The 25,797-nt window shown below is 41.2% G+C and carries 19 protein-coding genes; 12 read left to right on the top strand and 7 right to left on the bottom strand.

All coding sequences use genetic code 11. The features are described from left to right. Positions 1-215: 215 nt before the first annotated feature. Genes ABWO12_RS08840 through panC form a run of 6 tightly spaced genes read right to left on the bottom strand, consistent with a single transcriptional unit; the run spans position 216 to position 6,933 of the window. Positions 216-2,180: a transglycosylase domain-containing protein gene (locus tag ABWO12_RS08840; protein ID WP_353088462.1), complete on the bottom strand. Its 1,965-nt coding sequence runs from the start codon at positions 2,178-2,180 to the stop codon at positions 216-218. Next, complete coding sequence (radA, locus tag ABWO12_RS08835; protein WP_353088461.1) at positions 2,177-3,535, bottom strand: DNA repair protein RadA; 1,359 nt, start codon at positions 3,533-3,535, stop codon at positions 2,177-2,179. Before radA ends, ABWO12_RS08840 begins: the two co-directional genes overlap by 4 nt. A 15-nt stretch (positions 3,536-3,550) precedes the next feature. Further along, entirely contained in the window at positions 3,551-4,705 is a 1,155-nt protein-coding gene (locus ABWO12_RS08830) for an alpha/beta hydrolase (RefSeq protein ID WP_353088460.1), read from the bottom strand. Between the two features lie 46 nt (positions 4,706-4,751). After that, positions 4,752-5,714: a lysylphosphatidylglycerol synthase transmembrane domain-containing protein gene (locus ABWO12_RS08825; protein ID WP_353088459.1), complete on the bottom strand. Its 963-nt coding sequence runs from the start codon at positions 5,712-5,714 to the stop codon at positions 4,752-4,754. A gap of 5 nt (positions 5,715-5,719) precedes the next feature. Next, positions 5,720-6,070: an aspartate 1-decarboxylase gene (gene panD, locus ABWO12_RS08820; protein ID WP_073360687.1), complete on the bottom strand. Its 351-nt coding sequence runs from the start codon at positions 6,068-6,070 to the stop codon at positions 5,720-5,722. A gap of 14 nt (positions 6,071-6,084) precedes the next feature. Continuing rightward, positions 6,085-6,933 carry a pantoate--beta-alanine ligase gene (panC, locus tag ABWO12_RS08815; protein WP_353088464.1) on the bottom strand — a complete coding sequence of 283 codons (849 nt, stop codon included), beginning with the start codon at positions 6,931-6,933 and terminating at the stop codon, positions 6,085-6,087. A 119-nt stretch (positions 6,934-7,052) separates the two neighbouring features. Here panC and ABWO12_RS08810 point away from each other — a divergent pair, with 119 nt between their 5' ends. The 11 genes from ABWO12_RS08810 to ABWO12_RS08760 all read left to right on the top strand — a co-directional run bounded on the left by ABWO12_RS08810 (position 7,053) and on the right by ABWO12_RS08760 (position 22,802). Continuing rightward, on the top strand, positions 7,053-7,856 hold the full coding sequence (locus tag ABWO12_RS08810; protein WP_353088458.1) for a glycogen/starch synthase: 804 nt from the start codon (positions 7,053-7,055) through the stop codon (positions 7,854-7,856). 8 nt (positions 7,857-7,864) lie between these two features. Continuing rightward, on the top strand, positions 7,865-9,562 hold the full coding sequence (gene bamH, locus ABWO12_RS08805) for a BamH family beta-barrel-assembly machinery protein (RefSeq protein WP_353088456.1): 1,698 nt from the start codon (positions 7,865-7,867) through the stop codon (positions 9,560-9,562). A 12-nt stretch (positions 9,563-9,574) separates the two neighbouring features. Beyond that, a complete protein-coding gene (gene glmS / locus ABWO12_RS08800) occupies positions 9,575-11,422 on the top strand; it encodes a glutamine--fructose-6-phosphate transaminase (isomerizing) (RefSeq protein ID WP_353088455.1) in 1,848 nt (615 codons plus the stop codon). 256 nt (positions 11,423-11,678) lie between these two features. After that, on the top strand, positions 11,679-14,531 hold the full coding sequence (locus ABWO12_RS08795) for a TonB-dependent receptor (RefSeq protein WP_353088454.1): 2,853 nt from the start codon (positions 11,679-11,681) through the stop codon (positions 14,529-14,531). A 28-nt stretch (positions 14,532-14,559) separates the two neighbouring features. Then, positions 14,560-16,077, top strand: coding sequence for an SGNH/GDSL hydrolase family protein (locus ABWO12_RS08790; protein ID WP_287781713.1), 1,518 nt, complete (start codon positions 14,560-14,562; stop codon positions 16,075-16,077). A gap of 221 nt (positions 16,078-16,298) precedes the next feature. Then, complete coding sequence (gene atpD, locus ABWO12_RS08785; protein ID WP_353088453.1) at positions 16,299-17,810, top strand: F0F1 ATP synthase subunit beta; 1,512 nt, start codon at positions 16,299-16,301, stop codon at positions 17,808-17,810. Positions 17,811-17,887: 77 nt separating this feature from the next. Next, a complete protein-coding gene (locus tag ABWO12_RS08780; protein WP_353088452.1) occupies positions 17,888-18,169 on the top strand; it encodes a F0F1 ATP synthase subunit delta/epsilon in 282 nt (93 codons plus the stop codon). A gap of 154 nt (positions 18,170-18,323) precedes the next feature. Beyond that, positions 18,324-19,502 (top strand): aminotransferase class I/II-fold pyridoxal phosphate-dependent enzyme, encoded by a 1,179-nt coding sequence (locus ABWO12_RS08775; protein WP_353088451.1) that lies wholly within the window; start codon positions 18,324-18,326, stop codon positions 19,500-19,502. A 147-nt stretch (positions 19,503-19,649) separates the two neighbouring features. After that, entirely contained in the window at positions 19,650-20,270 is a 621-nt protein-coding gene (gene bioD / locus ABWO12_RS08770) for a dethiobiotin synthase (RefSeq protein ID WP_353088450.1), read from the top strand. Between the two features lie 85 nt (positions 20,271-20,355). After that, positions 20,356-21,627, top strand: coding sequence for an adenosylmethionine--8-amino-7-oxononanoate transaminase (gene bioA, locus ABWO12_RS08765; RefSeq protein ID WP_353088449.1), 1,272 nt, complete (start codon positions 20,356-20,358; stop codon positions 21,625-21,627). 23 nt (positions 21,628-21,650) lie between these two features. Next, the gene (locus tag ABWO12_RS08760) at positions 21,651-22,802 is read left to right on the top strand and encodes a beta-ketoacyl synthase N-terminal-like domain-containing protein (RefSeq protein ID WP_353088448.1); all 1,152 of its coding nucleotides are present in this window, start codon (positions 21,651-21,653) and stop codon (positions 22,800-22,802) included. A 90-nt stretch (positions 22,803-22,892) separates the two neighbouring features. Here the strand turns inward: ABWO12_RS08760 and ABWO12_RS08755 are convergent, their stop codons facing one another. Continuing rightward, positions 22,893-23,372 carry a regulatory protein RecX gene (locus ABWO12_RS08755; protein ID WP_353088446.1) on the bottom strand — a complete coding sequence of 160 codons (480 nt, stop codon included), beginning with the start codon at positions 23,370-23,372 and terminating at the stop codon, positions 22,893-22,895. Between the two features lie 97 nt (positions 23,373-23,469). On the opposite strand from ABWO12_RS08755, the gene ABWO12_RS08750 reads away from it, so the two are divergent. Next, on the top strand, positions 23,470-25,797 hold a 2,328-nt coding region (locus tag ABWO12_RS08750; RefSeq protein ID WP_353088445.1), incomplete at its 3' end, for a fibronectin type III domain-containing protein.

Here is a 25,797-nt window from a genome sequence, read left to right as displayed (position 1 = left end):
TGTACGTTCCACCTTCTTTAAGGGTTAGGGTTATTTTTTTAGGTTCATTTTGCGCCCATTGACGGCTTTCAGGAAAATCAATCATTTCCCGCGCCTCCTTATTTTGTTGGCAAGCGGCAGTGATTAAAAGCAAAAACGTGAGGAGTCCAAAGGTTGTTTTCATAGTGATGGTGTTCATTATTCCTTAAACGCAAAGAACGTTGGAATCGTATAGTTTAGAATTCAAAATCTTCCAACTGTAAACTATCCAGAGCAATGGTATCTTGCCTTTTGGATTGAAGACGTTCTCTTGCGGGACCAATAATTTGGAGCGGTTGACCGTAGCCTAGCGTGTCGTTTGGGGTTATCAGTTGACGGCGCAACATTAATCGGGTGAGAAAATCAAATTGTTGTTGGGCAAACTTTTTGGGTTGTTGTGTCCCATCAAAGCGATACATAAATCCTTTGGGTTTGGGAATGATTGTTGCTAAATACAAACATTCTTTCAACGTGAGTTCTGAAGGTTTTTTTTGAAAATAATACTGTGCGGCTTCGCCAATGCCATATACGTCAGGTCCCCACTCAATGATGTTGAAATAGACTTCCAGCATTCGTTCTTTCGTGGCGATGCGTTGGTTTTCTAAAATATACACCAAAAGAATTTCTTCCAATTTGCGTGAAAGCGTTTTCTCTCGTGTGAGGAACACATTTTTCACCAATTGCATACTAATTGTACTTGCCCCACGAGCAAATTTTTTGGTGCGAATGTTTTTGGCAATCGATTGTTTAAACGCTTCGTTGATAAACCCGCGGTGCCGCATAAACGACGGGTCTTCACTGGTCAAGACGCATTTTTGCAGGAAAGGTGAAATTTCTGAAAGCGGAGTGTAAAATGGATTGCTGCTTCCAATGAGAATCGGTCGTTGCAGGATCCCTTTTTCAATAGCGCTATACTGAAATTCAGAATTTATTTTCCCTAAATCAGCCGCGCTATAGTGTGTGATTTGCAACTTTTCGGGTTGAAGCTTGCTCTCAAAAACAAGGGCATTTGGGTTTTTATCATGGTATCTAAAATCCAATTGATACTTGAAATTTCCCGTTGCAGTCATACCTTCAAAATGCGAAAACAAGCCTTTGGGTAAGGCATCGATAAAATCTTGTGCTTTGGTTTTCGGGATTTGTAGTTTTAACGCATAGGTTTTCCCGTCTTCTTTTTCATAAAAAAGATAGGGGCGGCATTGTAACTTGCCTAAGGTAAGAAGCGAACTTGAATCCAAGGCAATGCTGCGTTCCCCAATAATCCAATGAAAATCGACACGGGCTTGCGCAATTTCAACATCTTTGGAGGCAATTTTGGGATGATTGAGCACCAATTGTTGAATAGAAGCAAAACCGTCGGTGTGAAAATCGCCCCCGATCATACCCATGGCATCGATGTGAAATGCTGCCGATTGAAAAGCGGTTTTTAATTGAAATTTATGGCGTATATAGGGCAATACAATGGTGTACTTTTTTTGGGATTTAAACATCAAATCGGCTTTTCGGTTGCGCGGATCGGCAAAACCCGAGAGTTGCCATTGCTGTTGTATTTTGCCTTCGGTTAGCCGTATGGCTGTGGTGAGTTGCTGTTGTTGCAACATGAATTGGGTAAAATCAAGTTGGACTTTATGGCCTAGGTCGTTGATTTTTAACGCAAATCCTTTGATGTTCATTTGCGTTGGAATCAAGTTGAGAAAACGAGCGGTCAACCGATTGGCGAGCTCGGCATAATCTACGGTTGTAACGGTATCTTCTTTTTCTTTTTTTCGAAGGAAGGCGTCAAAATTGGAACCATTTTTGGATTTTACCCATTGAATATATCCGCCGTTGATTTCTAAATCGGTGATTTGTAGTGTTCCTGTGAGTAATTTCCAAAAGTTAAATCCTGTTCGTACAGGTCCCATTTGCACCAGGGTGTCGGCATGATGCGGGGTGAGACTCATACCGTCGATGGCAATATGTTCGAGTCCCTCAAAATGCGGATTTTTAACGACCAATTCGCATTGGTACTTGGATTTCATTTTTACGGCCGCTTTGGCGATAATTTGTTCTAAAATAGATTGACGAAAGGCAAACCCCATTCCGATACCCACGACCAAGAGTCCCAAGACCCAGTTTCCAATGGTTTTGATTTTTTTACGGGAAAAGTTCAATCGTTTCATCCAAATAATTCACTAACAACTTCTTCAATTTTGGAGACCAAAACGACGCGTATTTTGAGATTCGGTAAAGTTACTTTGTTGTATTTGGACACAAAAATAATGGTAAAGCCTAACTTTTCGGCTTCTTGAATGCGTTGTTCAATACGGTTCACGGGACGAATTTCTCCCGACAAACCTACTTCTCCCGCAAAACAAACTTCTTTCCCCACGGCAATGTCCTCGTTGGAAGAGAGAATTGCGCCTACCACCGCCAAATCAATGGCAGGATCGTCTACCGAAATACCTCCCGTGACGTTTAAAAACACATCTTTGGTACCCAAACGGAATCCAGCTCGTTTTTCTAAAACCGCCAAAATCATGTTTAATCGTTTGGCATTGTACCCGGTTGTACTGCGTTGCGGTGTTCCATAAACAGCGGTGGAAACCAGGGCTTGAATTTCAATCATCAACGGGCGCATCCCTTCCAGTGTTGAAGCAATGGCCGTTCCCGAGAGCTCTTCTTCACGGTGGGAAATCAATATTTCAGAAGGGTTGGTCACTTCACGCAACCCCGAACCTTGCATTTCATAAATTCCCAATTCGGCCGTCGACCCAAAGCGGTTTTTCAATGCGCGTAAAATGCGGTACACATGATTCCGGTCGCCTTCAAATTGCAATACCGTATCTACCATATGCTCAAGAATCTTGGGGCCAGCGATGTTTCCGTCTTTGGTGATATGGCCAATTAAGATAACGGGAACATTAGTTTCTTTTGCAAATTTGATCAACTCGGCGGTGCATTCTCGAATTTGTGAAATGCTTCCTGCGGTTGACTCGATGTAGTCGGTATGGAGTGTTTGAATCGAATCAATAATCAGGATTTCGGGATCGACTTCCTGAATTTGACGAAAGATATTTTGCGTTTTGGTTTCCGTAAGTACAAAACAACTTTCGTTATTCGGGTTGATGCGTTCGGCACGCATTTTTATTTGCTTCTGACTCTCCTCTCCCGATACATAAAGCGTTTTGTAAGGGAGCATCAGTGAAAGTTGCAACAAGAGCGTACTTTTTCCGATGCCCGGTTCGCCACCCAATAAAATCACCGAACCTGGAACGATACCACCTCCCAAGACCCGATTGAGTTCGCCGTCACCGGTGTTTAAACGAATTTCTTGCGCGGAATCAATTTCTTTAATCTTTAAAGGTTTTGGCGCTTTTTTTACTTCAACAGTACCTTTCCAGACGACTTTTTCTTCTTTTTGAATGATTTCTTCCACAATGGTATTCCATTCTTTGCAGGCATTGCATTGGCCTTGCCATTTGGCGTATTGAGCGCCACAATTTTGACAGAAAAAAGTTGTTTTTAGTTTCGCCATTGGGGGTAAAAGAGGTTATTTTTTCTTGACTTGAGGTTTGAGTTCTTCCATTTTATCCATCATCATTTCCTTGGTTAAGTCCCCAATTTCTTGCAATTGGAAAGCGTTTTGATAGTGTTTCATCGCCATTTTTAAATCCCCATTATTTTCATAAAAACGCGCCATGTGATAATCGGCCAACATGGATTTTGGATACGCTTTCCGTGATAATTGCGCGAGTTGTTCAAATTCGTTAAAGGCTTTGTTTTTGATAATGGCTGCTTCGATGGCTTTGAAATCATTGAGACGAATATTCATTTTCATACCCAACGCTTTTTCAACCATATCGTACTTGTTTTTCAAGTATTCGACATAACCCGATTGTAGGACCACAATTTTTTCTTGAAATTCATTGGATGAAATGGGTTGGTACACCGAAAAAAATTGGTACAAAGCACTGGGGATCGCAAAAGGAACCAAAGAATAGTGGGAACACCCTTTGAATTCATCATAACGGTAGTTTACTTTGGCTAAGTTGGCCCCTTTCATTTGGGTATCCAAGGCTACTACTTTATCTTTTATCGATTTGATATCGCCATCAGCAGAGGCAACATAATAAAACATATTGGTTTGAAACGTCGCCATACGCTCGGGAATACGCGTTTCCATATCCAAGGGCATTACTGGGCTCAACGCTATAAACGCATTGAAAACGGGATTGTCTTTGTATAAATAAAAATTCATAAACCCAGCGGTAACATCATGTCCTGCGACAATTTTGAATGGAGCGATACGCAAGTTTTTTTGCAAATACGGAATGAGTTCACCACCTATAAATTCAAAAAACGATTCCCCGATGCCTTCAGGAAGTCCCGTGGTTTCATCGACTTTACACTCTTCATCACGTTCGGTATCGGTGGTATGGTTTAATCCGACTAAAATAACTTCAGGTAAGTCATCCCAGTAATAAGCGTATTTAAGCGTTCCTTGAATAGGGTCAAACAAATAATCTCCATCCAAAGCCAAGAGAAGGGGATAGGCACGTTTTGCGTCTTTTCCGTAAGAGGGAGGTAATGAAATGGAAAGGTAGCGGTATCTGTCCAAGCGATTGGAAAAAACACTGTCTTTAATGACCTGTCCAAATCCGTTTAGACTTAGGGTAAGTACTAAAAGCAGGATTATTTTTTTCATGTTTTATATTGGGTTAGGTTGTAGTAAGCGACCACCAATATAGGAATTATTTTCGATTTAATAGGGGTAATAAAAGATAGGATAACAAACCTAAAAATAGGGTAAGAAGCGTTTGAGAAGTCCAAACCAACCAACCAAATGCAGTGGCAGTTTCGTTGGGTATACCGTACAATCCGAAGATTAAGGCAATTGAAAATGGATAAGCACCGATGCCTCCGTTGGTAAATCCGATGGCCAAACTACCAAAGATAAAGCCCATAATAATTACGTCAAAACCAATTTCATGCGTTTCTTTTAGGGCAAAAACGGGAATATAAAACATGACCAGATAGCAACCCCAAATCAGAAAAGAATGCCCAATGTAGTGCCATTTTTTTTCCATTTTATAGACGCTTAATAAGCCTTCGGTAAGTCCTGAAAATTTAAGCTTAAGTTTTTGAATAATAGGCCATTCGGCATAAATCCAAATAAAAATAAAAAGCAACATGAGCACTAAAAAACCGATACTGAGGTAGACAATGGATTGAAGGCCAATGTTTTTGGTTTGTAAAAAGCCATACAAGGTGTCAAATTGAAGCGCAAATCCAATGATGACAAAGAGAAAGAATAGTGCTAAGTCCACAATTCGTTCGGCAACGATGGTACCAAAAGCCTTGTCAAATGGAACGTCCTCATATTTTTTAAGCAATACGGCACGGGTTACCTCTCCCGACCGTGGGATGGTCAGATTGACTAAATACGAGACACATACGGTCAAAAAGTTGTTTTGTGATTTTGGATAATAGCCTAAGTGATTCAAAGCATATTTCCAGCGGTAGGCGCGCAACCAATGCCCTAAGGTGGCTACTAGAAGGGAGAGAGCCACGTAGAAATAATCCGCTTTCCACAAGCTGGTTTTTATATTTTGAAGGGCTTCAGGAGAGAGCGATTGGTATTGATAATAGATTATTCCACAACCGAGGAGTAATGGAATGATAACTAATAATACATTTTTGACTTGCTTGTTCACAAAGGTTATTTCAACAAGTTGGTCGTTTCATCGGGGAACACTAACCAAGGGGTGAAGGATTTAGCTGCCTCAAATTCGAGGGTAGCATACGCAATAATAATGATGATATCGCCCGGTTGAACTTTCCGTGCTGCGGGGCCGTTTAAGGTGATTTCACCCGATTGACGCGCTCCTTTAATTACGTAAGTTTCAAAGCGTTCGCCATTGTTGATGTTCACAATGGATACTTTTTCACCTTCAATAATATTGGAGGCTTCCATCAACGCTTCGTCGATGGTGATACTACCGATGTAATTCAAATCGGCACCGGTTACTTTTACGCGGTGAATCTTGGATTTAACTACTTGAATTTGCATGGGGCAAAGGTAAATTAATTTAATGAAATGGTGTCAATGAGTCGCACATTGTTTGTAAAAACCGCAATAAAAGCACGGTATTTTTTGTTTTTTTGTTTTTTCAGCGCTGGTTTTAAAGTGGTTTCTTCGGCAATTTCAAAGTATTCCAGCTGAAAAAGCGGGTGGTTGGCAAATGTCTCGACCACCATTTGTCGCGTTTTGGCAATGGATTGTGTGGCGAATTGTCCAGCTGTTTTTTGTAAGGAGGCATAAATTATAGCGGCTTCTTGGCGTTCCGTTGGACTCAATCGTTCATTGCGCGAACTCATGGCCAGCCCATTGGCCTCTCTAAAAACAGGGCAGCCTACAATAACTACGGGAAGTTGTTCTTTGGCGACTAGTTTTTTGACGATTTGGAGTTGTTGAAAATCTTTTTCTCCAAAATAAGCTTTCGTTGGGGTTACAATTTCAAAAAGTTTTTTCACTACGGTGCCAACTCCGTCAAAATGGCCGGGTCTATATTTTCCCTCCATCTGGTGTTCCAAGCCTTCAAAAGAGTAGGATTTTGATTCGATTTTCCCTTCATAAATATCCGCAACTGAAGGGGCGTAAATTAGAATTTTCTTGGAAATGGTCCCTACTTTTTGGATGTCGCTTTCTAATGTGCGAGGGTATTTTTCTAAATCTTCCTGATTATTAAACTGTGTAGGATTTACAAAAATGCTAATCACTGTGATGTCATTTTCAACTACCGATTGTGCCAATAAAGAGAGATGGCCTTGGTGTAACGCGCCCATCGTTGGCACAAAACCCACTGTGGTTTTCGGCTGCCTAAGGGTTTCTAAATGATACGAAAGCGCGTCTTTTTTGTCAAAAACCAACATGAATTTGTTTTCAAATTTACGATACAAACTTAGTAGGTTTCGTGTAAAACACCATATTTTTTTGTAATTTTGCCTGTTTTTTAAACAACAGTAAACCAAAACCAATCAAGAATCAACCTATGGAAGACAAGAGGATATTATATGTGTCGTCTGAAGTGGTGCCTTATTTAGCCGAAAATGAGGTTTCGTTAATGTCGTATGACGTACCCAAAATGATTAACGATCAAGGCGGACAAATACGAATTTTTATGCCTCGATACGGGAATATCAATGAACGAAGACACCAGTTGCATGAAGTGATTCGTCTTTCGGGAATGAATTTAGTGGTGAATGATGTAGATATGCCTTTGATTATAAAGGTAGCTTCGATTCCCAAAGAACGTATTCAGGTTTATTTTATTGATAATGATGAGTATTTTAAGCGTAAATCAACGTTTACGGATGAAGAGGGAGTTTTGTACCCTGATAACGATGAGCGGGCCATATTTTTTGCCAAAGGGGTTGTAGAAACCGTCAAAAAATTGAATTGGGTACCCGACATTATTCATGTTCACGGCTGGTTGGCTTCGATGTTACCTGTGTATATGAAGCATTTTTATAAGCATGAAGCTTTGTTTTCAGATACCAAAATTGTTACCTCAGTCTATAATTCTGGTTTCGAAGGGTTGTTAGATAAAGAAGCTATAGAAAAAATCAAGTTTGATGGCGTGCCTGCAGCATCGTTGGCGCCGCTTGCAGAACCCAATTATCAGAATTGGATGGAGGTAGCTATTGCGCATTCTGATGGTGTTATTGTGGGCTCGGAAGAATTAGATGGAGCTTTAACAAAAATTATAGCATCATCCGGAAAACCTTTTTTACCTTTCACCCCAAAAGAAGCGTTTGCTGAAGCCTATACTTCTTTTTACAAGCAAATGTTATAATAAAGTATATGAATTTTTCAAGTTTTTTACGATTCTTAGGTGTAGTATCTTTGGTGACTTTGGTTTCTTGTGATAAAGATTTTACCAATGTAGGAATTGATATAGTAGGGGAAGATCATTATGGGTTGTATCAAACCCATTTTGATGTGTTGGCCTACAACCAAAATACAGGGGCTGTGCAGGCCAATGATATGGCTATAAACGCCTTGGGGTATTACAATAATCCTGTTTTTGGAAAAACCAAAGCGAGTATTTTAACCCAATTGGAATTAGGCTCTACGAACCCTATTTTTTATGCCAACGACATTACCATTGACTCCGTTTACATGCATGTGCCTTACTTTGCAACCTTAACTGATGTTGATGAAACTTCTGGCGACCCCATTTATCGATTGGATTCCATTTTGCCTGCTCATCAAGTAGGAACGGCTTTACCAAAGATCAAATTAAGTGTGTATGAATCGGGCTATGCTATCCAAGATTTTGATCCGTCTTCAGGCTTGCAACAACCACAATATTATTATTCCGATCAGTTGGCAGAATTTGAAGGGAATTTAGCTAATGGTGGTCAGCGAATTAATACCGATAACACTAATGCTGATACCCCAGCTACGACTGACTTTAGTCAAAATGACCAATTTGTAATTCGCGATAAAGAAGTAAAAATTTTGCGCCCTGGTGGTGCGGTCAAAGAGCGATTGGCGCCCGGTATTTATTTAAATTTAAATAAAACATTTTTCGAGAATAAAATCATCAACGCACCTACAGGAGTGCTTTTAAATAACAATACCTTTCGTAATTACTTCAGAGGATTGTTGTTTAAAGCCGAGGCAGCCGCAGGTTTTGAAAATCAAGGAGCCATGGCGCGATTGAATTTTTCAAGAGGTACAATTACCATTTTATATAAAGATTTTGCCTCCAGTTTAGGAACTGAAAAAGTACGTAAAAAGATGGTACTCAATTTTGGGCCACGTACCATCAACTTTTTTGAAACCGATTATGTCAACCCAATTTCAACACCCGATGTGGTCAATGGAGATCAACGACTCTATTTGAAAGGGGGACAGGGTTCTATGGCTGTGCTTAATTTATTCAAACCTACCGATAATATTGGTTTTGATGCCAATGGGAATGAAGTTAATACGCCCAATGGAATTTCCGATGAGCTTGATCGATTACGCAATCCTGCCGATGGTAAAAAATGGTTAGTCAACGAAGCAAATCTTGTCTTTCACATCGATAAAGATCAAATGCAACTCCCCTCGGATATCAATGGTAAAAAAGCACCCGAGCCCAATCGTATATTATTATATGATTTAAACAACAACCGTCCCTTGGTGGATTATTCTGCCGATTTATCGACAAGTAGTTCCGTCAAAAACAACAAGTTTATTCATGGTGGGATTATTTCCAAAGACAGTGATGGGCGCGGAGAATTTTACAAGATACGTCTGACCCGTCATATTCAAAATCTTATTTACAACGATTCGACCAACGTTCGGCTTGGATTGGTAGTGACCGAGAATATTAACAATGTAAATCGGGCCTTTTTACGCACCCCATTTTCTTTTGCCAATCGTATCAATAAATATATCCCGGCTATGGCTGTGGTGAATCCATTGGGAACTATCTTGTATGGAGGTCACCCCAATGTGCCCGAAAATAAAAGAATTCGTTTACAAGTATATTATACCAAACCCGATTAAACAAACAAAGTTATGTGTGGAATTGTAGGCTACATTGGACATCGCGAAGCGTATCCTATTGTAATAAAAGGCTTAAAGCGTCTAGAATACAGAGGGTACGATAGTGCCGGTGTGATGCTGTATGACGGTACGGATTTAAAAATCAGTAAAACTAAAGGAAAAGTTTCCGATTTGGAAGCGCGTTCTCAGCAAGAAATTACCACCAACGGAACCATTGGTATGGGACATACACGTTGGGCTACCCATGGAGTACCCAATGATGTCAACTCGCACCCCCATTTGTCCAACTCGGGCAATTTGGCCATTATCCATAATGGAATTATCGAAAACTATGAGCCTTTAAAAAAAGAGCTTATCAAACGAGGATATACCTTTACTTCAGATACAGATACTGAAGTTTTGGTTAATTTGATTGAAGATGTTCAGAAAAAAGATGGATTAAAATTAGGGAAAGCCGTGCAAGTAGCCTTAAACCAAGTGGTTGGGGCGTATGCAATATGCGTGTTTGATAAAAATAAACCCGATGAAATTGTTGTAGCTCGTTTGGGAAGTCCATTGGCCATTGGTGTGGGTGAAAACGAGTATTTTATTGCTTCTGATGCTTCGCCATTTATAGAATATACTTCCAATGCCATCTATCTTGAGGATGAAGAAATGGCGATTGTACGTTTGCATAAGCCGTTGAAAATTCGCAAAATTAAAGATGATTCATTGGTAGACCCCTATGTTCAAGAGCTGCAAATGAATTTGGAGCAAATTGAAAAAGGAGGATACGATCACTTCATGCTAAAAGAAATTTACGAGCAACCCAACGTGATTAAAGACACCTACCGCGGACGTCTTCATGCCTCTACTGGTTTGATTCAGATGGCTGGGGTGGAAGATAATTTGGAGAAATTTTTGAATGCCGATCGTATTTTGATTATTGCCTGTGGAACTTCTTGGCATGCTGGATTGGTTGCAGAATATATTATCGAAGAATTTGCGCGAATTCCCGTGGAAGTCGAATACGCTTCCGAATTCCGCTATCGCAATCCAATCATTACGCCCAAAGATGTCGTTATCGCCATTTCTCAATCAGGGGAAACGGCTGATACCTTAGCAGCCATTAAATTGGCAAAAGAAAAAGGAGCATTCGTGTTTGGGGTTTGTAATGTTGTTGGTTCCTCTATTTCTCGTGAGACTAATGGAGGTGCATATACGCACGCGGGACCTGAAATTGGGGTGGCTTCCACTAAAGCTTTTACCACTCAAATCACCGTGCTTACAATGATTGCTTTGCGTTTGGCGAAAGCAAAAGGAACGCTTTCTAATTCGGATTTTTTCCGTTATTTGCAGGAGTTGGAGTTGATTCCTGAAAAAGTGGCCGAGGCACTAAATTCAAATACTATTTCTAAAGAAATAGCTGAAATATATAAAGATGCATCCAACTGTTTGTACTTGGGTCGTGGATATAATTTTCCAGTAGCTTTAGAAGGTGCACTTAAGTTAAAAGAGATTTCATACATCCATGCTGAAGGGTATCCTGCGGCCGAAATGAAGCACGGACCAATCGCTTTGATTGATGAAAAAATGCCCGTGGTGGTTATTGCGCCAAAGCAAGGACATTACGATAAAATTGTGAGTAATATTCAAGAAATTAAATCCCGAAGCGGAAAGATTATTGCCATCGTAACCAAAGGGGACATTCAAGTGAAAGAATTGGCCGATCACGTAATCGAAATTCCAGAAACATCAGATGCTTTATCACCTTTGATTACCACCATTCCATTGCAGTTATTATCCTATCATATTGCTGTTTTACGCGGATGCAATGTCGATCAACCTCGTAATTTGGCGAAATCGGTGACTGTTGAGTAATTAATTTGCTTCAAAACAATACATTTTTTAAGAGCAGGATTTAGGTCCTGCTTTTTTTGTATTCATGATAAATCAAAGAAAACGTTGTAGATTCTTCATTCATTACTCGTTTAAGGCTAGTAAAAATTAAAATTGCTTAACGACTTTGTGTTAAAATATCCTAATAAATTGAAGTTAATGAAAAATTATGCGTGCATAATTTATAATATCAAAATAATTCGTATTTTGGCTACTTAAACCAACAAAATATAATCAAATGAGGATTTATCATCTTTTTGTAACGCTGTTGTTCTGTGCGGTGACTTTTGCACAAACAACCATTACAGGTTCGGTAAAAGACAGTAAATACGAACCCATACCAGGGGCGAATGTTAAAGTAGCCGGAGAGTCTGCCGCTGCCGTAACAGATGCTGACGGTAAGTTTACCTTGAAAACGTCCAAAAAACCTCCTTTTACCCTTGAAATCTCTAGCATTGGTTTTGCCACGCAAAAGGTTCAAGTAACATCTGCTTCCCAAAAAGTGGATGCTGTGTTGCAAAATGAGGATACAAAATTGGATGAAATTGTAATTTCAGCGTCTAGAACGCCTGAGCGCATACGGGAATCCCCTGTAACAATTGAGCGTATGACGGTGAAAGACATCAAACGTTCGGCATCACCTACTTTTTATGATGGTTTAGAAAACCTGAAAGAGGTACACATGAACACGAGCAGTATGTCGTTTAAGTCAATCAACACACGCGGATTTGCTACGGTTGCCAACACGCGTTTCATGCAGTTGGTAGATGGGATGGACAACTCTTCTCCGTTGTTGAACTTCGTATTGGGGAACTTAATTGGTATTTCTGAAATCGACGTACAAAGCGTGGAATTACTGCCAGGTGCTTCTTCAGCATTGTATGGAGCTAATGCGTTCAATGGTATTTTATTCATGACCAGTAAGAGTCCTTTTACAAGTCAAGGTGTTTCAGCGTATGTGAAGTATGGTCAAACCAGTCAACGTGCTGCTGGAACTAATGAATATGCCGACTATGGTGTACGTGTTGCGCATGCGTTCAATAAGAATTTTGCAGCCAAAGCCAACTTTTCGTTCATGACAGGAACCGATTGGTTTGCAACAGACTACCGCGATAGAGATTTAGTTAACAATGTAGGTTTAGATCGTTCTTTCCACAACTACAACGGGATCAATGTTTATGGTGATGAGGCTTCAACTAATTTACGGGGTGTGGCTACAGGACTTTTGAATGCTGGCGTAATTACACCAGCGCAGTTTGCCGTTTTTCAACAAATCTTGCCGAACTATAATGTAAGTCGTACGGGATACAACGAAGTTGATTTGACCGATAACAAAGTGAAAAATGCTAAAGTTGATTTTTCATTACATTTCAAACCTTGGGGTGATGATAACGAAATCATTTGGCAAAGTAAATTTGGTTTTGGAAATACCGTTTATCAAGGTGCGAATCGTTACTATTTGAACGGTTTCTTCATGCAACAACACAAATTAGAATTTAAAGGGAAAAACTACTTCGTACGTGGATATTTCACTACAGAAGATGGCGGAAACTCATACGACATGTTGTTTACGGGATTAAACGTAAACCGTCAGTGGAAACCGGATGCAAATTGGTTTGGCGAGTATGCAGGCGCCTATGTACAATCTACATTAGCGGGAGCGACACCTGCTCAAGCCCATGCTGCGGCGCGCGGTGTAGCGGATACAGGGCGTTTGATTCCTGGTACACCTGAATTCCAAGCGGCATTCAACCGCGTTATTGCTGATCCAAATGTACTTACAGGATCAAGATTGGTAGATGACTCTAAATTGTATCACTCCGATGCTAACTATAATTTCAAAGATTTAGTCAAGTTTGCAGAAATTCAAGTCGGGGGATCTTTCCGTATGTATGAATTGAACTCTTTGGGTCGTATTTATACCGATAAAGGAACAGATATCTTATACCGTGAATACGGAATTTATACGCAAATCCAAAAGAAATTCATGGATGATCGTTTGAAGTTTACAGGATCTATTCGTTATGATAAATCACAGAACTTTAATGGGGATTATTCACCACGTTTGTCTTTGGTGTACTCGGCGGGTGAGCAACGTAATCACAACTTCCGTGCTTCATTCCAAACGGGTTTTCGTAATCCAACGACGCAAGACCAATACATTGGGTTCAACGTAGGTAGTGCGGTGTTATTAGGTTCTGCTCCCGATAACTTAGACCGTTATACAGAAACCTTGCCAATTACTTCTGCTTCAGGGCAAGCCATCGTGGGAGGTACTTCTACAACCATCAACGGTAATAATGCCTACTTCAATTCGTACACTGCTGCTTCAGCGGCGCAATTTGCAGCTTTAGCGGGAACCGATCCTGTGGCAGCTTCTGCTTTATTGCGAAGAGCTAACGTAAATTTGGTTCAACCAGAAACGGTTAAAGCTTTTGAATTAGGATACCGAGGTCAAATTAAAAATTTGTCGTATGATATTACAGGATACTACAATATATATAACGACTTTATTGGAAACGTAAACGTAGTAACTCCATTATACGGGGTGGCTCAAGATGCTCCCAACCCTTTAGCGGGTCCTACCGATACAGGAGCGCAGTCTATTGATGCTTTGGCAACAGGAAATACGCGTGTTTTCCAATTGTATACGAATACAGGTGTTGAAGTTCGTTCACTTGGTTTTGGGGCTGGATTCAACTATCGTTTGCCTAAAAACTTTGAGTTTAGTGCCAACTACAACTTTGCTGAGTTTGATTATGATCAAGATCAAGATCCTGGATTTGAAGCAGGTTTCAACACACCAAAACACCGTGTTAAAGCAAGCATCAGCAATGATAATTTGTTTAAAAACTTTGGATTCAGCATCAGCGGACGTTGGAATACCGGTTACCGTTGGGAATCTACTTTCGTAGACGGGTGGATTGATGAAGCAACCGTATTTGATGCTCAAATCAACTACAACATACCAAAGTTGAAATCGGTTCTAAAAATCGGAGCTACTAATATTTTAGGTAACGAATACCAACAAGTATTAGGTGCCGGATTTATCGGAAGTCAATATTTTGCTTCTTTGACGATTAATCCTTAATTTTTTCTAACTTAAAACATCTTTTACCATGATAAAGAATTTCAAATGGCTGTTTATTGTAGCAATTGCTTTCACAGCTTGTAATAATGACGACGATGTTGTTGCTGATCCAAATTCGGTTGACGGTAAACCACTTACCGCTGGGACAGCAGATTTCACAAAATATGTAGCATTGGGTGACTCTTTTGCAGCAGGATTTAGTGATAATGCTTTATTTATTGAAGGACAAAAAGGGGCATATCCAAATATTTTAGCGCAAAAATTTGCTTTAGTTGGTGGCGGAGAGTTTAAAACACCTTTTATGAATGATAATATAGGAGGCTTTATTGGTCAAACACCTAGATTATATTTAGCCACTTTACCAGACGGGTCATTAGTTCCAGCGCCAGTATCTGGCACTCCTACCACCAATCCGACCACTATACTTTCAGGAACATTCGGCAATATGGGGATTCCTGGTGCAAAAAGTTTTCATTTAGTAGCACCAGGATACGGTAGTTCTGCTGGAAATCCCTATTTTACACGTTTTGCATCAAGTGCTACTACAACAGTAATAGCTGATGCTCTTGCTCAAAATCCAACTTTCTTTTCGTTGTGGATTGGAGGAAATGATGTTTTAGGTTATGCAACTACAGGAGGTGATGGTTCCAATCCAATTACTCCTACTGCCACCTTTGATGTTGCATACAATAGCTTGATTTCTCAATTGGTTGCTGGGGGAAGAAAAGGTGTTATAGCAAATTTACCTTATGTGAATACTTTGCCATTTTTTACTACTGTTCCTACTAACCCAATTCCAGGGGTTTCTTCAGCTCAAGCAGCTCAATTAAACCAATTGTTCGGCGGAATAAACGCTGCTTTGGCAGCCAATAGTTTACCTTCACGATTCTCTACTATTCTTGCTGACGATGGTAATCCATCAACCAAAGAGTCAAATCCGCTTTTAATAGTAGATGAATCTCTTGTAAATATCTCAACACAAATAACTGCCGCACTCACTCCTTTATATGGACCTGCTGGAGCGGCTTATGTAGGTAATTTGTACGGACAAGCAAGACATGCTAGAAATACAACTGGTGATAGCGACTATATATTGCTGACTACAAGAAGTCTAATTTCTCCTCCAAATAACATTCAGCCTGGTATTCCTTCAGGATTAGAATCTTTTAGCATTAGAGGCGTGACTTATCCTTTACAAGACAGTGCGGTTTTAACAGCTGCAGAAGCTTCTGAAATAAAAGTTGCTACGGATGCCTATAACATCACTATTCAAAATGCTGCAAGTGAAAATAATCTAGCCTTTTTTGATGCTAAAGCTGTTATGAATGCTTTGATTTCACCTACTGGAATTTCAGGAAACGGATTTACTTTGAAGTCTACTTTTGTAACTGGAGGTGCCTTCTCACTCGATGGTGTTCATCCAAGTCCGAGAGGCTACGCATTGATTGCAAATAAATTTTTAGAAGCGATAAATACCAAGTACGGATCAAATTTCAAAGGTGTTAATTACGGAGATTACCGAATACTTTTCCCAGCGGTACTGTAATTAATTTATAAAATTGTTAATGAAACCACCTGCTTTTGTAGGTGGTTTTTTGTTTTCTATAGAATTTATGATGGTTGGGGCAATGCTTTTCGAAAAAATCAAAAAAGGGTTAAAAAAATCCCTTTTTTGTATTGATTTTCTATTTGTAAAACCTATCTTTGCACTCGAAAAAAACCGACGTTTTTTCAAATCTAATTCGCTATCAAATAAATACATAAGCAATGTCAAACGCAATAGGAAAAGTTTCACAGATCATCGGTCCGGTTGTTGACGTGGTGTTCAATACAAAAGAACATGAGTTACCTAAAATTTATGATTCTTTAGAAATTGTAAAACAAGACGGCTCCAAGTTAATCCTTGAGGTTCAGTCACATATCGGAGAAGATTCCGTACGTACCATCTCTATGGATTCCACAGATGGATTGAGCCGCGGAACTACAGTACAAGCTACTGGAGCACCGATTCAAATGCCTATTGGTTCTGATATTTATGGTCGTTTGTTTAATGTAGTTGGAGATGCCATCGATGGCTTGGGAAATTTACCAAAAGAAGGTGCAAACGGGATGCCTATTCACAAAGCAGCGCCAAAATTTGACGAACTTTCTACGTCAACTGAAGTGTTGTTCACTGGGATTAAAGTTATCGACTTGATTGAGCCATATGCAAAAGGAGGTAAAATCGGTTTGTTCGGTGGTGCCGGTGTAGGTAAAACCGTATTGATCCAAGAATTGATCAACAACATCGCTAAAGGTCACGGTGGTCTTTCTGTATTCGCTGGGGTTGGAGAACGTACCCGTGAAGGAAACGACTTGTTGCGTGAGATGTTGGAGTCGGGAATTATTAAATATGGTGACGATTTCATGCACTCTATGGAAAATGGAGGATGGGATTTGTCTAAAGTAGATAAAGCAGGAATGCGCGAATCCAAAGCGACATTCGTATTCGGTCAGATGAACGAACCACCAGGAGCCCGTGCTCGTGTGGCGTTGTCAGGTCTTTCTATCGCTGAATATTTCCGTGATGGTGCTGGTTCTGATCAAGGGAAAGACGTGTTGTTCTTCGTGGATAACATCTTCCGTTTTACACAAGCGGGTTCTGAGGTGTCTGCGTTATTAGGACGTATGCCTTCTGCAGTAGGTTACCAACCTACCTTAGCCACAGAGATGGGGGCTATGCAAGAGCGTATTACTTCTACCAAAAAAGGTTCGATTACTTCCGTACAAGCGGTTTATGTACCTGCTGATGACTTAACGGATCCAGCGCCAGCAACAACGTTTGCCCACTTGGATGCTACTACCGTATTGTCTCGTAAAATTGCTGAATTAGGTATATATCCTGCGGTAGACCCTCTAGATTCTACTTCACGTATCTTAACACCTCTTATTTTAGGGGATGAGCACTACAACTGTGCACAACGCGTGAAAGAAATTCTTCAGAAATACAAACAATTACAAGACATCATCGCTATCTTAGGTATGGAAGAGTTGTCGGAAGAAGATAAATTAGCCGTATCACGTGCTCGTCGTGTACAACGTTTCTTGTCTCAACCCTTCCACGTGGCTGAACAATTTACAGGTATCCCTGGCGTATTGGTAGATATCAAAGATACCATCAAAGGATTTAACATGATTATTGACGGTGAATTAGACCACTTACCAGAAGCAGCTTTCAACTTGAAAGGAACGATTGAGGATGTGATCGAAGCGGGTCAAAAAATGTTAGCAGAAGCATAATTCAACTATTTTAAATTATAAATTTTGAATTATAAATTAATTTAAAATCTAAAATTTAAAATTTAAAATAATATCTAATGATTTTAGAAATAGTATCACCCGAAGCTACGTTGTTCAAAGGAGAAGTTACCTCAGTAACGCTTCCTGGGGTAGATGGATCGTTCCAACTCTTAAACAACCACGCTCCCATCGTTTCGATTTTGAAAGACGGTGCTGTGAAAATTACAGCAACTTCGTTCAACTTTGAGGATGCTGTAAAAGCTCGTTTTACCAAAATTAACGACCAAAACTACAGCTTGTCCATCAACTCAGGAACTATCGAAATGAAAGACAATAAAGTCATTGTATTGGCCGACTAATATCGACCCTTACAAATCCTATAAACCCGATGCAGCTTTGTATCGGGTTTTTTTATGAGGAGTTCTTCCTTGGAAGGTAAGTATTTGAGGCTCTCTGCTGCGACCTGACTGCCGAAATAAGGCAGTTCCGGGCTAAATCACGTATATTTGAACGATGAAGTTTCCAGAAAATTTACAGCATAAGTTATTTCAACGCCAAGCGTCAAGTGCCTTGCGCCAATTACCCGTCTATGGGAATCGGTTGGACTTTGCCTCCAATGATTATTTGGGATTTGCACAAAATGCCGCCTTGTTTGATGCCGTACATGATTTTCTGATCTCCCGAAATAGCAAAACCAATGGCGCTACTGGCTCGCGTTTAATTTCAGGAAACCATTCGTTATATTCAGAAACAGAAGCAGCCATTGCTCAATTTCATCAAGCGGAATCGGCCCTGATTTTCAATTCGGGTTACGATGCCAATGTGGGCTTTTTTAGTGCCGTGCCCCAACGCGGTGATGTTATTTTGTATGACGAACTCTGCCATGCCTCCATTCGGGATGGTTTGCAAATGAGCAAAGCCAAATCGTATAAGTTCAATCACAACGACTCCGAAGATTTGCAAAGGCATTTAGAGAAATGGAATTCCAAACGCACGGCTGAAAATCACTTCGAAATATATGTCGCACTCGAAACGGTCTATTCCATGGATGGTGATACGCCGCCGTTGGAAGAAATTGTCCAACTTTGCGAACAGTATAATGCCTATCTCGTGGTAGACGAAGCCCATGCTTTGGGGGTTATGGGGGAACACGGTGAAGGTATCGTGCAGTATCTCAACCTACAAACCCGTATTTTTGCCCGTATTGTTACGTTTGGAAAAGGGCTCGGTTGCCACGGCGCTGCGATTTTGGGTTCTCAAGAATTACATACTTACTTAGTCAATTTTGCCCGAAGTTTTATTTATACCACCGGTTTGTCTCCGCATGCTGTTGCGACGATTCACGTGGCCTATCAGTTTTTGCAACAGGAACAAGCCACCGTGCAAGCCCTACAAACGTGCATTGTGCACATGAATCAAGAAATTAAGCGTCTCGGACTCCAACCGCTCTTCGTGTATTCCAAGTCGGCGATTCATTGTGCTATTATTCCGGGGAATGACAAAGTACGCGCGATCGCTCAATCGTTGCAAGAGGCCGGATTTGAGGTCAAGCCCATACTTTCCCCCACGGTTCCTGAAGGACAAGAGCGCCTCCGATTGTGTTTACACGCGTTCACGCCTTTGGAATCGATCACTGCGGTTGTAGAACGGCTGGCAAGCACTTTATTTCAAAAGGAGCAGGAATCGCGGTAGGGATAGTAGCAAAGTGCCCTGCCTGACGCTAGGAAGGCCGGCACTGCGGATAGCCAGGGCCGAAGGTACCGCCCAAATTAATAAGCTTTCGTTAAAATTTGATGGTAATTTCCGTTCACTTCCCGAACTTTGCCAAAAATGAATGGCATGAAATTATTTATCACAGGTATTGGAACCGATGTGGGGAAAACTGTAGTCGCAGCGATCGTTACAGAAGCGTTGGAAGCCGATTATTGGAAGCCCGTTCAGGCGGGTGATTTGGAAGATAGCGACACGCATAAAGTTCGTCGTCGGGTGTCCAATTCTAAAACGCAATTTCACCCCAATGCCTATGCGTTACATACGCCTGCGAGTCCGCATCTAGCGGCAGCAATTGACCATATTTCTATTGATGTAGCACAAATTCAAGAGCCAAAAACCGAGAATCATTTGGTGATTGAAGGGGCAGGTGGCGTTTTTGTGCCGTTAAATGCAACGGATTGTGTGATCGATTTGATTCGTCCCGATTATCAAGTGATTGTGGTTTCGCGGCATTATTTGGGAAGTATCAATCATACTTTGTTGACGATTGAAGCTTTGCAAACGCGAAAAATAAACATTGCAGGGATTATTTTTTCGGGGGACGAACACGAACCGACCGAATCGATTATTTTACAAAAAACAGGCGTTCCTTTTTTAGGGCGTATTAACAACGAACCTTATTTTGACGAAAATGTAGTACGCGATTATGCGGAGCAATTGCGAGATACCTTGTTGAAATTGGGGTAAGTAGAAACAAGAAGAAAGAAGCAAGAAGAAAGAGTGATTTCGATCAGTCTTTCCTGTTGTTATTTTCTACTTTACGCTATAGTATATGAATTTATCTGAAAAAGACCAGCTGTACAACTGGCATCCGTATACGCAACACCAAACGGTAGGTTTGTTACCCGCGATTGTCAAAGGGCAAGGCGCGGTGTTGTGGGATGAAAATGGTAACGAATATTTGGATGCAATTGCATCGTGGTGGGTGAATCCGTATGGGCATTCCAATCCCGTAATGGCAGAAGCGATTTACAAGCAATTGACCACACTCGAACATGTGTTGTTTGGCGGTTTTACGAATAAACCTGCGGTGGAATTGGCCGAAAAATTACTTTCATTATTGCCTTCCAACCAAAAGAAATTATTCTTTTCCGATAACGGTTCGACCGCGGTTGAAGTCGCCCTCAAAGCGGCTATGCAGTTTTTTTACAACAAAAAGGAAGTTCGCCGTCGCATCCTTGCCTTTGACGATGCTTTTCACGGCGATACTTTTGGAGCGATGGCTTCCAGCGGCATTACCTTTTTTACGGAAGCGTTTCAGGGTTCGCTGGTCGATGTGTACCGCATTCCTGTGCCTGTAGAAGGACAAGAAGCGCATGCATTACAAGTGTTGGAAGAACAATTACAAACGGGCGAATTTGCCGCTTTCATCTTCGAACCCTTGTGCCAAGGCGCTGCGGGAATGGTGATGTATAGCGCTGAAGTTTTGGATAAAATGATACTTTTATGTCGCAAATACGGTGTGTTTACCATTGCCGATGAAGTGATGACGGGTTTTGGAAAAACGGGAAAAAACTTTGCTTGCGACTATTTAACGGAACAACCCGATATGTTGTGCTTATCCAAAGCGTTGACGGGCGGCACGATTCCGATGGCGATTACGTCGTTTACGCAAGAAATCTTTGACGGATTTTTGGACACGGATGTCAACAAAGCCTTGTTTCACGGACATACGTTTACGGCGAATCCGACGGGTTGCGCAGCGGCGTTGGCCAGTATCGGATTGTTAGAATCAGATGAAATGCAAGCGAATATTCAACGAATTCATATGCATCATTTGGCTTTCGCCGAAAAAATGAACGCGCATCCTCGGGTAAAAACGACGCGGGTATTAGGCGTTATTTTTGCGTTGGAAATTGTGCGCGAAGGCGTGGAAAGTTATTATGGAAACTTCCGGAATCGTTTGTATCACTTTTTTATTGAAAACGGAGTGATTTTACGTCCCGTGGGGAACATTGTCTATATTTTACCACCCTACATTGTGACCGATGCACAATTGGAAAAAGTGTATAAAGTAGTGGAAGCGGCTATAGAAATCGACTAACTTTACAGCTTTAAATTTTTCCATTGAAACATCGCATTTCCATAACTGCTATAGCTACGGTGTCGCCTTTGGGTTCGGACACCCAAGCTATTCTTGAAGCGTATACGTCCAAAACCACAGCGATTCAAAAAAAGCGTTTTGGAGCGCGTGAGTATTGGGTGGCTCCCTTGATGGAAACCGATCAAATACGTTTATCGGCCATTCGACTTTCGGAGGCGAAGTATAAAAATTTGGATCCCTCGGTGATTATGGCGTTGGATGTGAGTCGGCGTGCCGTTGCACAAGCCGGTTGGCAAGCGGGTGATGCTATCGGTATCAATATCGGTTCGTCGCGCGGGGCTACGCAGCTGTTTGAACAGTTTCATCACGAGTTTATCACTACTGGCAAAACGGCCACTTTGAGTTCGCCCACCACTACTTTGGGCAATTTATCGAGTTGGGTCGCCCACGATTTAAAGTCGGCCGGCCCCGAAATATCCCATTCCATTACCTGTTCGACTGCCTTACATGCTATTTTAAATACCGTAGCTTGGTTGGAAGCAGGAATGGCAGATCGATTTATTGCAGGTGGGAGTGAAGCACCTTTGACCCCTTTTACATTAGCGCAAATGCAAGCGCTAAAAATCTATTCCCGTGAAACCGAAGGGTATCCGTGCAAGGCCATGGATTTGGATAAAATGCGTAACACGATGGTGTTGGGGGAAGGGGCAGGCGTAGTGGCTTTGGAGCGCAATACCGAGAATGCGTTGGCTTATATTACAGGAATAGGGTATGCAACGGATGAATTGGAGCACAATATTTCCATTTCTGACGAGGCGGTTTGTTTTCAAAAATCGATGGCAATGGCGATGGGGGATTTGCCTGTATCAGAAATCGATGCCATTGTCATGCATGCGCCGGGAACCATCAAAGGGGATTTGTCGGAATACAAAGCGATTCAAAAAGTCTTTGGAGACAACGTGCCATTATTGACAACAAACAAATGGAAAATGGGGCACACCTTTGGAGCTTCGGGTATTTTCAGTTTGGAATTGGCGCTGTTGATGCTTCAAGAGCAAACTTTTTTTGGCACCCCTTTCGACAGCCATTTTACCTTTAACAAATCTATGCGTCATATTTTGATCAATGCCGTGGGATTTGGCGGGAATGCAGTAACGATTCGTATTTCAAAATAAATAACCGTTTTCATAAAATAGCGGTTTTTCTTATTTCTGACTTATTTCTTAGGCGGTTAGAATCTTAGAATGATTCAGTTGAAAAGCTAATTATACTTTCTGATCGTTAAGCCAATCAAGAATGCGGGAATGCTCCCATCCTTTCCGCAGTAAGTGATCGCAAAATTTTTTCTTTTTTTTCAAGAGATGGGGTTCATGAATTTGTTCCCATTGTTGCGTAGCCAATTGTTCGAAAGTAGTTTCATAGGCTTCGTCAGCAATTGTTTTGAGGGCTTTTTGTATGAGTATTTCGGCGATTTGTCTCCCTTTTAATTCGTTTTTGATACGCACTTTTCCCCATTTTTTTTGGTGAAATTTACTTTGTGCAAAAACCAAAGCAAAACGTTCTTCATTGAGAAAGTTTTTTTGAATTAGCGCTACGATAATTTCGTCCTTTTCTTGTGATGAAAGGTTAAATTCTTGCAGTTTTTGCCACACCTCTAGATGGCACCTTTCTTGGTAGGCGCAGTAATATTCGAGTTTGGCCAATACTTCTTGAGCGGAAAGTCCTGATTTTGAGCGCAAAACCACGTAAAATTACAATTGTTTTGTTAATAATTTAGTAATACAAAGCTATTGAAATTCTGTGGATTAAACGTAATTTTGTACGCTGAATTAACGTGAACTGATGACTAAGAAATTTCTTTCCCTTTTTCTTTTTGTGGTTGCATCAATGCAAGGTCAAATGGTATTGACTAATGCAGCTCCTTCCTCTACAATTGATTTTTCTGCCTCAATGCAAGCAACGGTGGGAAATGGGGCTTTTACTGGATCTGGTTTTCAAGCTACCCCTGTGTCTGGCCAATTGAGTTCCAATGCGTGGGCGGTTACGGGTTGGAGTAATGGTAATTTGTTGTTTGGAGGTACACAAACAACTGCAACAACAGATTATACTCGTGGAGCAACAGCAGTAGCTATAAGTACTGGTGGGATGTATGCATTTACTGGTGTGCCTCAATCCGTTACTAATCCCTGTTTGATGATTCAACCTGGGGGAAGTGATTTCGCTCCGGGTACGTTGACGTTACGAATCCAAAATAATGGAATATCTAATATTACAGATTTAGCCCTCACCTACAATTTATTTGTGCGAAATGATCAAGGACGCTCGAATAGCTTCAACTTTTCTTATTCACTAGACGATGTAACCTATACCGCAGTTGGAGCTTTAGATTACACTTCTTTAGTCGCTGCTGATGCTTTAGGTTGGGTTCAAGTGGGAACTTCACCCTCAAGAAGTACATCGATTACTGGGTTGAATATTGCACCAGGAGGTTACATTTATCTTCGTTGGTCAAGCGCTGATATTGGTGGAACTGGATCTCGGGATGAGTTTGGTTTGGATGATATTTCGTGTGCAGCCACTTTCATCACACCGTGCACTCCCCCAGCCAATCCAACGGGTACAATTACGGGAACAACGCCTGCTTGTGGTTCAGCTACGCTAACCTTTACCGGTACCGCTACGGCGCCAGTAGTCAATTATTGGCAAACAACACCAACAGGCACTTCCACGGCAAACAATGCGGCAACACCTTTAAACGTAACCGCTAGCGGCACGTATTATGTGCGTGCTTTTAATTCCGCTACCTCCTGTTGGTCCACTGGAAACGTGGCTTCCTCTGCCATTACAATAGTTCCTGCCGTAAATATTACTACACAGCCTGTAAATCAATCTATAGCATCTGCACAAAACACTTCATTTTCGGTGGTTGCAACTAGCGCTACAGCATATCAGTGGCAAGTTTCAACTGATAATGGCGTTACGTGGGCAAACCTAACCAATACACCTCCTTACTCTACAGTTACTACGGCAACCATGAACATTACTAATGCAACTTTTGGAATGAATGGATATCGGTACCGTTGTATAGTCAGTGGAACAGCACCTTGTGGGGCGGTTAATTCGAATGCAGGTATCTTGTCTGTGGTCAATGCTATTAATACTCTAGCCAATTTAGGAACACAAGTAACTGCAGCATTTGTTCCACAAGCTACTTTGGATCATGTACTTTTTAAGTTTCAAGTTAGTCCGACTGTAACTACAAATTTACAAGGAATCGCAAATGTAGTAACTGCGGGGACATATATTTCAGCGGATGTTTTAAATTTGAAAGTTAGGTATTCAGCTGATAATGTTTTAGATATTACGGATGTAACCTTAAGTACTTTAGCAACACCAGGAGTTGCAGGGACTAAAACATTTCCTGCATTTACCACACAAAGTATAATTGGAGGGACAACAGGTTATATATTTATCACTGCCGATATTTCTGCAACAGCGATTATAGGAAATACAATTTCTCTAAATGCAGTAACCACAGCAAACTTAATTTTCTCTTTGGGGATAAAAACAGGCTCTACAACTAATGGTGGCACACAAACCATTGCCCCTTCCGCACCCAATCTTCCCGCTACATTTACCCGCGGTTGCTCAAGCAATACGACTCAAGTATTGAATTGGTCGGCGCCACTAACCGGTCCTTTCGATGGGTATATGATCGTTGCACGTGAAAGCGGATTGAATCCGCATGCCGTGACGAGTTTAGTGGCTTCAACACAACCCTTCAACACCGATTTTTCGTTAGCACCTACCTATGGCAGCACTGCACCACTTTCGCGTGTAGTTTATAATGGTACCGGAACAACGGCCACGATTACAGGGTTGACGCCTGGAGCTACCTATGTTTATGAAATTTATACGTACCGTAACAACGGTCCAACCAATACCGTTTTTTCAACAACACCGCGTTCGCTGACTCAAGTAGCTGCTTTGAGTAATGTCACTAACGCTATCGCAACCCCCGGAAATACTACAGGATTAATCGGTTGGGCCAATCCCAATGCGCTTTGTTTTGACCAAGTTTTGGTCGTAGTGACTGCGGCTCCGGGAATAACATTTGCTCCTACCGGCGATGGAAGTGCTTATACGGCCAATCCCGCTTTTGCAGCGTTC

The sequence above is a fragment of the Flavobacterium sp. genome, from assembly GCF_040379285.1.
Taxonomy (GTDB): domain Bacteria; phylum Bacteroidota; class Bacteroidia; order Flavobacteriales; family Flavobacteriaceae; genus Flavobacterium.
The sequence above is the reverse complement of the archived record's forward strand: the minus strand, read 5'-3'. Positions and strand labels throughout refer to the sequence as shown.